Source organism: Methylobacterium sp. Leaf89, from assembly GCF_001422215.1.
Lineage (GTDB): Bacteria > Pseudomonadota > Alphaproteobacteria > Rhizobiales > Beijerinckiaceae > Methylobacterium.
The window spans coordinates 132,670-145,982 of the sequence record NZ_LMML01000010.1 but is presented as its reverse complement, the minus strand read 5'-3'; the positions used below and the strand labels follow the sequence as shown (position 1 = coordinate 145,982).

The following is a 13,313-nucleotide window of genomic DNA, read 5'->3' as shown; positions in this document are numbered from 1 at the left end:
GGGTCCGACGCTGGACAGGCCGACGCCCACCCCGACCATGTTGAGGATGACCTGGGTCACCAGCGCGGTGACGGCGCCGGCGAAGATGGCGCCCCAGGAGACCTGGTTCAGGAGGACGGTACGGGTGTCGGCCGAGACGGCCGGGGTCGCGAGAAGGGGGGACGTGGACACGGGATACTCCGAACGTTCGGTGGGTCTGGAAAAGCGGCGTGGAAGGGTCAGAGCTTGCTGACGAGGAGGCCGAGGCCGAAGCCGACGAGGCCGGCCACGAGAAGCGAGGCGTGCGGCCAGGCGACGGACCGTTCATGGACCTCGTGCAACTGGCGCTTGCCCTGGTCGTAGGCGTCCTCGGCATAATCCGAGACCTCGTCGGCGACGTTTCGGACGACGTCCTTGGCCTGGCCGTAGAGGTCCTCGGCCGAGCCCTGGGCTTCACGCAGGCGCCCCTTCACCGAATCATCCCGGGATCCCGCAAGATCGCCGATGGCGCCCTGCGCCTTGCCGGCGAGTTCCTTGGCGGTACCGGTCACACGGTGGGTGTCGATCATGATGGTCTCCCGTCGTCGTCTGCCGAAGTGGCTTCGCAAGCGTGGCTGCATCCCGGAAGACGATCGCCGGGTGCGTCAGCAACTGTGCGCAAACGGATCGTGCGCAATCCTGTTCCGGTCACGCTCGCGATTTCTGGTACGGACGCATTAGGGGGGCGGTCAGAGGGACCGCCGTGCGGGCCGACGTGCGGATCGGCCGAATGTCCTGTGCCGATCGGGTTCTCGGCATCCATCTGTTCCTGGAATGAGTCTCGGTCGAATCGGCCTGCGACGCCACGCACCCGGTGTCGTGACACGGACGGAGCCCTGCGACGCGAGCCTCCGTGCAGGGGCGCGCGCGGCTGCGCGCCCGATCCTGCTGCAGGCTCCCCCTCCCCTCGCAATGTTGTGATCACATCCGCGTGGGCCCTTTTATTGATCGCCCGCCGCGTGCAGCAGCGCAGCAACGGGTCAGTCGCCGGAATGTCCGTCCGTGACCCTGGTCGGTTGATGGCCGTCGGCAGAAGATTGTCACCCGCCAAGTCTGATCGGGCACTGCGGCAAACGTCACAGTCTGAGTGTTCATTCAGCGTCTCTTCCAGATCCTGTTCCGTTCATGTCTGGCTGATTGTGCGGAGAATTCACTTCGGAACTATCCAGCCAGATCAGGGCGCCCTTCGTCAAAACTATCCGCTGGGCGCAGTTGGGAGCCAACGTCCTATGCCAGTTCTCTGCCGTCTAAGTAGTTTGACCATGAAAAGACAACTACCAACACCAAAAGCCTACGCAGCTTAAGTTCGCATGGCCGGCGTCAGGCCCCTTGGCTTTGGCTTAAAATTCTATTAAAGCTCCCGCCACAGCGCGGGGTGCACTTGCTGCGAGGGTTAGTTCTCTCTCGGACGAAGTATTACGTAGTCCGTGCCGTACAAGTTTTTTAAGGGGGAATTTGAGTATGGCTTTCGGATACTTCGATCGCGGCACCGACGGTGACGATGTTCTGTACGCCTCGCTGACCCAGGCCAGTCGTCTGGAAGGCGGTGCTGGTGATGACACCTACTATGTGTACCACCGGGACGATAAAATCGTCGAATTCAATGGTGAGGGTGGCGGAATCGACAACGTTCACTCGACCGTCACTTGGGCGCTCGGAGTTAATCTCGAGAACCTCTATCTGGAAGGGTCGGCCAATATCGGCGGTTCCGGCAACGACGGCGACAACATCATCGTCGGCAACAGCGGCATGAACAGCCTGCGTGGGGGAGCCGGCAGCGACACGATCGACGGCGGCGCTGGGGACGACGTGATCTCCGGTGGATCCGGTCGCGATGTCCTCGCCGGCGGTACAGGGGCGGACAAGTTCATCTTCGACGCGTCTCTGACGTCGGGTAACCTGGACCACATCGCCGACTTTCAGGTTGGACTCGACAAGATCGTCCTCGACAGCTCGATCTTCGGTGTCTTCAACAACAGCACGCCGATCTACAATGGCTATGCTCAGCTGGTGGACGGCACCGGAGTGGACAATCACTTCATTCTGCGCCCCGGCAACGAGATCTCCCAGAAGGGAGCGCCGACGATTATCTATGACAGCACGAGCGGAAACGTTTCCTTCGATGCCGATGGGACCGCTGGGGCTGGCAAGGCGGTGGTCTTCGCGACGCTCGACACGAAGCCCGTCGAACTCCATGCGGACGATTTTCTGGTCTACACCGCTCCGCTCTACGCCTGATTGACGGCAGCCTGACCAAACGGCCGCACACCGGTCCGCGGCCGCTCATCGACAGCCGTCGTCTCCCCTCGGGGGCGGCGGCTGTTCTCTGTCGTGAGGCCTCCCGCGATCGGATTCGCGCACGCGTGTTCCGGGGGGCGCCTGGTCGCGCGATGCTCGGGCGGGAAATGTCTGGGGGATGACGCGGTTTTCGCGGCTGCGTGATCGGACGCGCGGGACGCCTTGGTTCGTGACGGCTCCGGCCTCGTGGGATTAGGCGCGCCCGGAAAACACGACGCGCTCACGGCCCGTCACCGACAAGCCACAAGGACCTGGAATCCCGGCCGATCCGCCATCGACCACGCGTCGCCGTTGCGGGATGCCCAATTGGAAACGACAAAGGCGGCCCGAAGGCCGCCTTTCGTGAACCACTAATCCGATCAAGGAGTAATGGTGGGCGCGACAGGGATCGAACCTGTGACCCCTACCATGTCAAGGTAGTGCTCTCCCGCTGAGCTACGCGCCCTCACCGGTGCCGCTCGGCGCCGGTGGAGGGGGCTATAGCCTGGGGTTTCGGGGTACGCAAGGGCCCTCGCCGCGCGAATGTTCGGCCTGCCGGTCGGGCGATCCCCGGCCCCGGCATCGGCCCTGTGTGACCCGCGAAAATGCGGTAAGCCGGGCCCGGTCGCCTTCCGGTGGCGCGGGCCGGTCCGGCGCGCCGACCGGGGCTGGCGGCCGGAACAGGCGGGTTGGGGCTTGCGGTGGAACGATGCGGGGCGGGAACGAGGGTGGGCGCGGGAAGGCCGTTCGCGCTTGGGGCGGCGACGCCGACCGGGGGAGCGGGGGCGATGATCGGGCCTGCCCTCCGGTGTCCCGCCGTTCGATGACGCTCGCGGGAAGGTCCGGCCCTGCCGCCTCGGGTACGGTCCGCGATGGAGTGAGCCAGGGATGAAGACCCCGAACCGGTCCGGCTCGCTGCCGGCCGTCTCGCTCCCCTGGATTCGCAGGGGGGCTTCGACGCGGCGCTTCGTCCCGGATGGCCCCGGCTTCGACCTCGACCTCGCGGATGCCGGTCTCGGCGGGACCTGGGCGACGATCCGGTTCCGGGACGTCGGGAGCGCGGGCGTCTGCCGGCTAGTCCTCAGCGCGCGGGTCCTCGGCCCGGACGGTCGGCCCGGCATCGTGGCCCTCTCCGAGGAGGCGGAGGGCGGGGATCGCTTCGCCTGGACGGGGCGCTTGCCCGAGGGGCTGCGAGCCCTGCACCTGGCGCCCCTCGCCCGCGAAACGGGGTTCCACCTCGACGGTTTCGCGATCCGCCGGGTCCGGCGGATCGGCCTCGTCGCGCGCGCCCTGCGCCGGAGCCCGGCCCTCGCCGCGCGCGCCCTGTACTGGCGCGCCCTCGGCCTCAAGGTTCGCGGGCGGGCGCTGCTCCTGCGGGCCCTCCACGATCGGACGGAGACCGGCTACGCCACGTGGATCGCCCGATTCGATACCCTCTCCGAGGCCGATCGGCGGCGCATCCGCGACGCGATCGATGCCTGGCCGGACGCGCCGCGGATCTCGGTGGTGATGCCGGTGCACGATCCCGCCCCGCGCGTCCTGGACGCCGCCATCCGGTCGGTCCGCGCGCAGCTCTATCCGAACTGGGAGCTCTCGATCGTCGACGACGCCTCGACGGATCCGGCGATCCCACGCCTCCTGGCCCGTCGCGCCCAGCAGGATCCCCGCATTCACGTCGTCCGGCGTGCGGAGAATGGTCACATCGCCCGCGCCACCAACGACGCCCTCGCGCAGGCGACCGGTCCTTTCGTCGCCTTCCTCGACCACGATGACGTGCTGGCCGAGGGGGCGCTCTACCACGTCGCGGCCGCGATCCGTGCCGCGCCCGATCTCGTTCTGATCTACAGCGACGAGGACAAGATCGACGGGCGTGGGCGTCGCTTCGAGCCGCACTTCAAGTCGGGGTTCGATCGCGAGCTGCTCTACGGCCAGAACTACATCAATCACCTCACGGTGATCCGCACGGAGGCGATCCGGGCCGTGGGCGGCCTGCGCCCGGGCTTCGAGGGCAGCCAGGACCACGATCTCCTCTTGCGGATCACGGCGCGTCTGACGCCGGATCGCATCCGGCACATTCCGCGGATCCTCTACCACTGGCGTGCCGCCGGCGGCTCGGGGACGTTCTCGGACCGGGCCCTGGAGCGGAGCGAGGTGGCGCGGCTGCGCGCGCTGGCCGAGGTGGCCGCCCCCCTGCGGGCGACGGCGGTGCGCGGCCCCCTCGGGTTCAACCGGCTCGTCCGTCCGGTCCCGGAGCCGGCTCCCCTCGTTTCGGTGGTCATTCCGACGCGCGACCGCGCGGACTTGCTCGCCGTGGCCCTCGCGGGTGTTCTCGACGCGACGGACTATCCGGCCATCGAGGTGCTCATCGTCGACAACGACAGCCGGGAGCCCCGCACGCGCGACCTCTTCGCGCGCTATTCGAACGACGCGCGCGTTCGTATCGTGTCGGTGCCCGGACCCTTCAACTTTTCCGACCTCTCCAACCGAGGCGCGGCAGCGGCCCGGGGGCCGCTGCTCCTGTTCCTGAACAACGACGTCGAGGTCATCGAGCCCGGCTGGCTGCGCGAGATGGTGTCCATCGCGCTGACGCCGGACATCGGCGCGGTGGGCGCGAAACTGCTCTACCCGGACCGCACGCTGCAGCACGGCGGCATCGTCCTCGGGATCGGCGGCGTGGCCGGGCACAGCCATCCCGGGCTGTCCGAGGACGACCCCGGGTACTTCGCCCGGATGGTCCTGACGCAGGAGGTCTCGGCCGTCACCGGCGCCTGCCTGCTCCTCCGGGCGTCGGTCTTCTCGGAGAGCGGGGGCTTCGACGCGAATGACCTCGCCGTCGCGTTCAACGACGTCGACCTCAGCCTCAGGCTGCGTGCGCAGGGGTATCGGATCGTGTGGACACCGCATGCGCGGCTGATCCACCACGAATCGAAGAGCCGCGGCGCGGAGGACACACCCGAGAAGCTGGCCCGGTTCGAGCGCGAGGTCCGGGTGATGCAAGACCGATGGGGGGCGGTTCTGCGGGCGGACCCGTACTACAATCCCAATCTCTCGAAGATCGCCGCGCGCTATCGGCTCTGATGTTGCGGCGCAGCGTCGTCCCCTCGCACCGCAAAGTCGCCGTAATCAGCCGGTCTACCCGCCTTCCCTGGATGGCTTCGGCACAGCGATGAACCGTTGCGAAACAGGGTGGCAGCGGGGTCTGAATCACAGGGGGCGACGCTGGTCCGCATCCTTCCTGCCTCCAGGTCCCTCCCTTGCCAGGATGCCGGCGTAACGGGCCGGTTACTTCGGTCGGCGATGGTCCATAAGTCAGGTCGGGGAAGCCGTCCCGGTTTGTGGCATTTGTTTGGAATTCCTGCATGTGATCGAGCAGTCGTCGTCGTGAGGCGCGGCACTTTGCTCCCTCATCTTGCCGGAATGATCGATGAATACGTGCAACAGGGTCCCTGTGTCCGGTCGGTGATTGCCCTGATTCCCGGCGCTCCGGTTGGACAGTAGCCTGGAGCCATACTAAGGATCGGGCTGGTTGCCACCGGTGGTACAAGTCGGTCCTGTCCCCCGTTCAAGAGCGTGTGCGAATCGAACGTGACACAACGTACAGACATCGCGATCATCGGCCGTGCCTGCCGGCTTCCCGGCGCTTCGAGCGTCGACGGGCTCTGGCAGCTCCTGACCGAGGCGCGATGCGCCGTCGGTCGCATCCCGGATGACCGCTGGTCCCTGGAGCGGTTCGGACACCCGCGCGCGCAGGAGCGTGGCAAGAGCTATACGTGGTCCGCCGGCGTCCTCGACGACATCTGGTCGTTCGACCCGGGCGTGTTCGGCATCTCGCCCCGTGAGGCCGAGCAGATGGATCCGCAGCAGCGCCTGCTGCTGGAACTCACCTGGGAAGCCCTGGAAGATGCCGGGCTGCGCCCCTCGGACGTGGCGGGGACCCAGATCGGCGTCTTCGTCGGCGCCTCCTCCCTGGATTACGGCAACCTGCGCGTCCTCGACACCTCGTCGGGCGACGCCTACGCGGCCACCGGGAACACGCTCTCGATCCTATCGAACCGCATCTCCTACATCTACGACCTGAAGGGACCGAGCTTCACCGTCGACACGGCCTGCTCGTCCTCGCTCGTCGCCCTCGATGCCGCGGTGGCGGCCATCTCCAGCGGTCGGATCGACACGGCGGTCGTCGCCGGCGTGAACCTTCTCGCGAGCCCCTTCAACTTCATCTGCTTCTCGAACGCGCAGATGCTCTCGCGCACCGGCCTGTGCCAGGCCTTCTCGTCGAGCGCCGACGGGTACGTGCGCTCCGAGGGCGGTGTGGTGCTCGTGCTGAAATCCGCGAAAGCGGCCCTGCGCGACGGCAGTACCGTGCGCGGCGTCATCGCGGCCAGCGGCGTCAATTCGGACGGGCGCACCACCGGCATCTCCCTGCCCTCCGGCTATGCCCAAGGCGCGCTTCTGGAGCAGGTCTACCGCGAGGCCGAAATCGACCTCGACGCGGTGGTCTTCGTCGAGGCCCACGGCACCGGTACGCCGGTGGGCGATCCGATCGAGGCGAGTGCCATCGGCGGCAAGCTCGGTCGTCCCCGCAAGGCGCCGCTGCCGATCGGTTCGATCAAGAGCAACATCGGCCACACCGAGCCGGTCTCGGGTCTTGCCGGTCTCCTGAAGGCCAGCCTCGCTCTCGAGCACGACCTCTTCCCGACCTCGCTTCACGCGGCCGAACTGAATCCCCAGATCCCCTTTCGGGACCTGAACCTGTCGGTGACGAACAAGCCGCTGCCGCTGGCGCGCGATGGCAAGGCGCGCTTCGCGGGCGTCAATTCCTTCGGGTTCGGCGGCACCAACGCGCACGTCGTCCTCACGGACGGCCCGCCGGTTCGTGCCGCCTCGGGCGCCCCCGATGCGGCCCGGATGCCGGAAGTGCTCCTGCTCTCGGCCCAGAGCCGTGCCGCCCTCAACGAACTCGCCCTCGATTACGCCGAGCGCTTCGACGGCGCCGACAAGGCCGAGATCGCCCGGATCGCCGCGGCCGCCGCCCATCGCCGCGAGCGTCTGTCCTCGCGCCTGGCCGTCTCCCTGGATGCCGATCTTCCGGGGGTCCTGCGCGCCGTCGGTGAGGCCGAGGATGCCCCCGAAGCCCTTCTGGGGACCGCCGTGGACCGCGCGGCGGAGGTCGCCTTTGTCTATTCCGGCAATGGGAGTCAGTGGGCCGGCATGGGTCGTGAGGCCTATGACGAGAACGCCGTCTTCCGCGAGGCCTTCGACCGCATCGACGGCCTGTTCCACACCCTTTCGGGCTGGTCCCTGAAGGAGGCCCTGTTCGCCGAGGATCTGGAGGAGCGCCTCGCCCTCACGCGGGTGTCGCAACCCCTGATCTTCGCGATCTCGAGCGCCTCGACGACGGCGCTGCGGGCCCACGGCCTCAAGCCGAGCTACGTCCTCGGCCACAGCGTCGGCGAGATCGCCGCGGCGGAAGCCGCCGGGATCTTGAGCCTCGAACAGGCCGTGAAGGTCATCTTCTACCGGAGCAAGCACCAGGAGACGACGCGCGGCTTCGGAACGATGGCCGTGCTGCTCGCCCCTGCGGACGAGATCGAACTGTTCCTGAAGGATTACCCGAGCCTCGACATCGCCGCCTATAACAGCCCCAAGGCCATCACGGTGGCGGGCCCGGTGGAGGATATCGATGCGGCCATGAAGGCGCTGACGCGCAAGCGTCGTCGCGGGCGCAAGCTCGACCTCGAGTACCCCTTCCACGGCCGGTTGATGAACCCGACCGAGAAGCCGCTGCTGCGGGACCTCGCCGGGCTCAAGCCGCACGCTGCAACGACCGCGATGGTATCGACCGTCACCGGCAAGGTGCTGGCCGGAGATCAGTTCGGGGCCGGTTACTGGTGGCGCAACATCCGTGAACCGGTGCGCTTCTGCGAGGCCGTTCAGGAGGCGACCCGACAGGGCGCCCGAGTCTTCATCGAAGTTGGGCCCCGCGCGACCCTGCTGTCGCATATCGGCGACGCCATCGAGCCCCTCGGCATCGAGAACGCCACCATCGGCGTCCTCCACCGCAAGCCGGCGGGCGGCGATCCGATCGCCCGCACCGTCGCGGCCGCCCTCGTGCAGGGCGCCGCCGTCGATGAGGCGACGGTCTTCGGGGCGAATCCGACGGGCGACGTGTCGCTGCCGCTCTATCCCTGGCAGCGTCGACCCTTCCGGCTCGCCGAGACCACCGAGGGTGTCGGTGCGGCGACGCCGCGTCCCTATCATCCGCTCTACGGCTCCCGCGTCGCACCGGACGGCCTCGAATGGCACGGCCACGTCGACATCGCGACGGTGCCGGACCTCGATGATCACCGCATCGACGGGCAGGCGATCCTGCCCGGCGCGGCCTTCATCGAGATGGCCCTCGGTGTTGCCCGCGAGGCGATGAAGACGGACAGCGTCACGCTCGCGGACTTCGAGATCCAGTCGCCGATGGTGTTCGGCGAGGAATCCCTGCGCGAGGTCGCGGTGCGGGTCGCCGGCTCGGGCAACGCCATCCAGATTCTCAGCCGGCCACGCCTGACCCAGGCCGCCTGGCAGCTCCACGCCGCGGCCAAGATCATCGATGGGACCTTCCCGGCGCCCGCCCCGGTGGACCTGCACGTTCCCGCCGAACACGCGGTGGCGGGCGAAGCCCTCTACCGCCTGGCCGCCGCCTCGGGTCTCGGCTTCGGCCCGAGCTTCCGTCAGGTCGCGGCGAGTGCGCGCCTCGACGAGACCACCATCGTCTCGGAGCTCCTGCCCGCCGAGGCCGACGGGCGCTTCGGGCTCGTCCCCGCGCGCCTCGATTCCTGCTTCCACGGCCTCATCCTGCTCTTCGCCGGTCTGATGGGCGAGGGGTCGACCAAGGCCTATGTCCCGGTTCGCTTCGGCGAAATCCGCCTCGTCAAGCCGGGGGCCGTCATCGCCCGGGCGATGATCCGGACCCGGCGTGCCAACGAGCGCAGCATCCTGGCCGATTTTACCCTGGTGGATGCCGAGGGCGCCGTCATCGCCACCTTGCGCGAGGGGCGGTTTCAGGCGCTCCGCTCGAAGAACGGCAGCGATCTCGCCGCGTACGCCATCGCGCAGCGGCCCGAGCTTGCCACCGAACCCACCGCCATCGCGATGGAGCGCGGAAAGCGCGTCGCCGACGCGATCCGTCCGGCCTGCAAGGCCGCCGTCGCACCTGCCGAGGCGCCGCTGGCACCGGGGCACCTCCTTCTCGAAGGTTGGGCGACGTCGATGGCCTACCGCCTGGCGGAGGGCCTCCAGCGCTCCGGCACCGTGGCGATCGACGACCGCGTGCCGGAGGCGATGCGCCCCTGGCTCCTGAACGCCCTCTACGCCCTGGAGAGCAGCGACCTCGCCACCCTCGACGGCGAGCGCTGGACCCTGCGCAAGGATGTGTCCCTGCCGGCACCCGACGAGATCATGCGTTGGATCGCGGCGGATCACCCCGAACTCTCGGCCGAACTCGTGCTCACCGCCGATATCGGCGCCGTCGTCGGCCGGTTGCTCTCGGGTGATCTGACGGAGGCTCCGACCCTCTCGCAGAACGCCCTCGACGCCTTCGTCCTGCGCAGTGCGACGGCCCGGGCCGCGGCCGACGTGATCGCGGATCTCGTCGAGTCCGGCCGTGCCGCCCTGCCCCGCGACCGTGCGTTGCGGGTACTTCAGGTCGGATTCGGACCGCTCTCGGCGCAGGCCGCCGCCTTCACGGACGGCATCGAGGCGCAGCTGACCGTGTTCGAAGCCGATCGTCGCCTGGCGGAGCGGGCGCGCCTCGCCCTGCCGCGCGGCCTCACCGTCATCGAGGATACGGCCGAGCTGTCGGCAGGCAGCTTCGATGTGATCCTGGCCAGCAACGTCCTGCATCGCTCCGAGCGAGCCCTGCTCGGCAAGGTCGCCGACGCGCTCGCGACCGGTGGCTTCCTCGTCGCCGTCGAGCCGGGAGCGTCGCTGTTCCGCGATCTGGTGTTCGGCTTGACCCCGGATTGGTTCGAGGCAACGGCCGACCTGCCGGTGGGCCGTCTCGACGACATCACCGGGTGGCAGCGTGCGCTGAGCGACACCGGCCTCGTGCGGGTGGCCGTCGATCGCGCCGTCTCCGCCAACGGGGACGATCTTCTGTTCATCGCCGAGGCGCCGGTGCGCGCCAAGCCGGCGCCCGGCCAGACCTTCGCGTTCGTGATCGGCTCGCACGACGCTGTCGCGGCGGAGACGGCCTCGTCCCTGGCGACCCTGCTGGTGGCGAGCGGCGTCCACGTCTCGATCATCCTCGACTCGGAGCAGTCGCTGCTCGAACTGGAACGCGAGACCCCCGACACGGTCGTCTTCCTCGCGGGCGCCTTCAACCATACCGGTGCCGCGGCGGACCGCCTGCGGGAGCGCTGCCTGAGCCTGAAGCGCTGCGTCGAGCATCTCGGCAGCCGCCAGACCCGGCTCTGGGTGGTCTGCCCCGGCGCCACCCGCGATGCGGGGGATCCGACCGGCTCCGTGGAGGCCGGCGTCTGGGCCTTCAGCCGGACGCTTGCCAACGAGGTGGCGAATCTCGACGTGCGTCGGATCGACCTCGCCGAGGCGCTCTCGACCAAGGCCGCCGCCGAGCGGCTGCGCGACCTCATCCTCTCGGGCACGCTCGAGACCGAGATCATCCTCGACGCCGACCGGACCCGTGTGATCCGGTTCTCGCCGGGCCAGCTCTCCCGTCGTCCCGGCGCCGATGCGGTTCCGGCCGAGGCGGCCCGCCTGGAACGCAGCAATACCGGCGGCCTCAACGAGATGGCCTGGGGGCCGGCGACCCGCCGGGCTCCCGAGCGCGGCGAGGTCGAGATCGCGGTCGAGGCCACGGGTCTCAATTTCCGCGACGTCCTCTGGGCCCTGTCAATGCTGCCGGAGGAGATCCTGGAGGATGGCTTCGCGGGTCCGCGCCTCGGGCTGGAAGTGGCCGGCCGGGTCCTCTCCGTCGGCAAGGGCGTCGACGCCTTCAAGCCCGGCGATCGCGTCGTCGCCTTCGCGCAGTCGGGCTTCGCGACCCACATCGTGGTCCCCGAGCTCGTCGTGGCCCCGAGCCCGCCCGGCCTCGATCCGCAGGCCGCCGCCACCGTGCCGGTCGCCTTCCTCACGGCCTATTACGGCCTCGTCAGCTGCGCCCGCCTGCGCCGCGGCGAGTGGGTCCTGATCCATGGCGGAGCCGGCGGCGTCGGTCTGGCCGCCCTGCAGATCGCCAAGATGAAGGGCGCGCGGGTCATCGCCACGGCCGGCTCGCGGGAGAAGCGCGCCCTGGTCAAGGCGTTGGGGGCCGAGCACGTGCTCGACTCGCGTTCCCTCGCCTTCGTGGACGATGTCCGCCGCATCACCGGCGACGGCGTCGGCGTGGTGCTGAACAGCCTGTTCGGCGAGGCGATGGAGCGCAGCCTCAACGTCCTCAAGCCCTTCGGCCGCTTCATCGAGCTGGGCAAGCGCGACTACGTCGCCAACACCCATATCGGCCTGCGTCCGTTCCGCCGGAACCTGTCCTATTTCGGCGTCGATCTCGACCAGGTGCTCCAGCACCAGGGCGAGGACGGGGCCCGGCTGTTCCGGGAGGTGATGTCCCTGTTCAAGGAAGGCGGGCTGAAGCCTCTGCCCTTCCAGCCCTTTACGGCGGACGAGGTCTCGGACGCCTTCCGGCTGATGCAGCAATCGGGGCATGTGGGTAAGATCGTCATCGCGCCGCCGAAGCCCGGCAGCGTGATGCAGACGGAGAAGTCCGCCTTCACGATCTCTCCCGAGGGTGTCCACCTCGTCACCGGCGGTCTCGGCGGCTTCGGCATCGAGGCGGCGCGCTGGCTCGCGGACCAGGGTGCGAAGCACATCGTCCTCGTCGGCCGCAACGGGGCCGCGAGCCCCGAGGCCAAGCAGGTCGTGGCCGATCTCGGCGCCCGCGGCGTCGCCGTGGCCGCGATGGCCTGCGACATCACCAGCCGCAAGGCGGTGGATGCGCTGCTGGCCGAGGTGGAGCGCGGGGGCCGGTCGCTCGCCGGCGTGATCCACGGCGCGATGGTGCTCCAGGATGGCCTCATCGCCAACATCGACGCCGCCGCCCTCGACACGGTCATCCGTCCGAAGGTCATCGGTGCCGAGCATCTCGACGCCGCGACGCGCGCGCGCACGCTCGACTATTTCGTGATGTTCTCCTCGGCCACGACGTTCATCGGCAACCCCGGACAGGGCGCCTACGTGGCCGCGAACGGCTTCATGGAAGGCCTCGCCCGCCGCCGGCGCAAGCTCGGCCTGCCGGCGCTGGCCGTCGCCTGGGGGGCCATCGGCGATGTCGGCGTGCTGGCCCGTAACCGTGCGGTGATGGAGACCCTGGCGGGGCGCGTCGGCGTGACGCCGATGGATGCCCGCCACTGCCTCGACCTCATGGCCGACGCGCTCGAAGGCCAGGCGTCGAGCCCGGACGACGCCGTGATCGCCATCGCGTCGATGCATTGGGGCAAGGCGCGCGAGCGCCTCGCCACCATGAAGAGCCCGAGCTACGCCGAGCTCGGTTCGGACCAGCAGATGGAAGCCGGAACGGTGGCGGCCATCAATATCGGCCTCCTGCTGAAGACGCAGGACATCGACTCGGTGCGCAAGACGGTGGCCGACGCCATCGTGGAGGACATCGCCCGGATCCTGCGCCTGCCCAAGGACGACATCAGCCGCGTGCGCCACCTCTCCGAGATCGGTCTCGACTCGTTGATGGGCGTCGAACTCGGCGCGAGCCTGCAGGAGCGCTTCGCCCTCGAGGCGCCGCCGTCCGGCATCTCCTCCGGCCTCACCGTCAACGAACTCACCGAGACCCTGATCCAGTCGATCGCGGCTCCGGTGGACGAGGCGGCGGCGGCCGTGATGAGCCTGGCCCAGCGTCACGCCAGCGAGGGGGTGGATGTCCGCACCCTCGAGCCGTTCCACGCGATGGTCGAAGAAAACAGCCTCGCGATCAAAGAAATCCTCCCGTGAGCGATTCCCCC

General features: G+C 68.8%; 4 protein-coding genes, 1 tRNA gene and 1 pseudogene. 3 read left to right on the top strand and 3 right to left on the bottom strand.

What is annotated here, in order from left to right:
- Both ASF18_RS24565 and ASF18_RS05735 read right to left on the bottom strand, forming a co-directional pair.
- Positions 1-171, bottom strand: a pseudogene (locus ASF18_RS24565) (PhnA-like protein); the annotation flags it as partial.
- A 47-nt stretch (positions 172-218) separates the two neighbouring features.
- Positions 219-548 (bottom strand): CsbD family protein, encoded by a 330-nt coding sequence (locus tag ASF18_RS05735; RefSeq protein ID WP_056350089.1) that lies wholly within the window; start codon positions 546-548, stop codon positions 219-221.
- Between the two features lie 931 nt (positions 549-1,479).
- Here ASF18_RS05735 and ASF18_RS05730 point away from each other — a divergent pair.
- A complete protein-coding gene (locus ASF18_RS05730) occupies positions 1,480-2,256 on the top strand; it encodes a calcium-binding protein (protein ID WP_056350087.1) in 777 nt (258 codons plus the stop codon).
- Between the two features lie 430 nt (positions 2,257-2,686).
- On the opposite strand, the gene ASF18_RS05725 is transcribed toward ASF18_RS05730, so the two are convergent.
- A tRNA-Val gene (locus ASF18_RS05725) sits at positions 2,687-2,761 on the bottom strand.
- 422 nt (positions 2,762-3,183) lie between these two features.
- On the opposite strand from ASF18_RS05725, the gene ASF18_RS05720 reads away from it, so the two are divergent.
- Both ASF18_RS05720 and ASF18_RS05715 read left to right on the top strand, forming a co-directional pair.
- Entirely contained in the window at positions 3,184-5,373 is a 2,190-nt protein-coding gene (locus ASF18_RS05720) for a glycosyltransferase family 2 protein (RefSeq protein ID WP_056350085.1), read from the top strand.
- Positions 5,374-5,880: 507 nt separating this feature from the next.
- Positions 5,881-13,302, top strand: a complete 7,422-nt coding sequence (locus tag ASF18_RS05715; protein WP_156649672.1) for a type I polyketide synthase — start codon at positions 5,881-5,883, stop codon at positions 13,300-13,302.
- Positions 13,303-13,313 lie beyond the last annotated feature (11 nt).

Coding starts and splice junctions, on each gene's coding strand:
- ASF18_RS05730 (WP_056350087.1), top strand. CDS start 1,480: ATGGCTTTCGGATACTTCGATCGCGGCACCGACGGTGACGATGTTCTG.
- ASF18_RS05720 (WP_056350085.1), top strand. CDS start 3,184: ATGAAGACCCCGAACCGGTCCGGCTCGCTGCCGGCCGTCTCGCTCCCC.
- ASF18_RS05735 (WP_056350089.1), bottom strand. CDS start 548: ATGATCGACACCCACCGTGTGACCGGTACCGCCAAGGAACTCGCCGGC.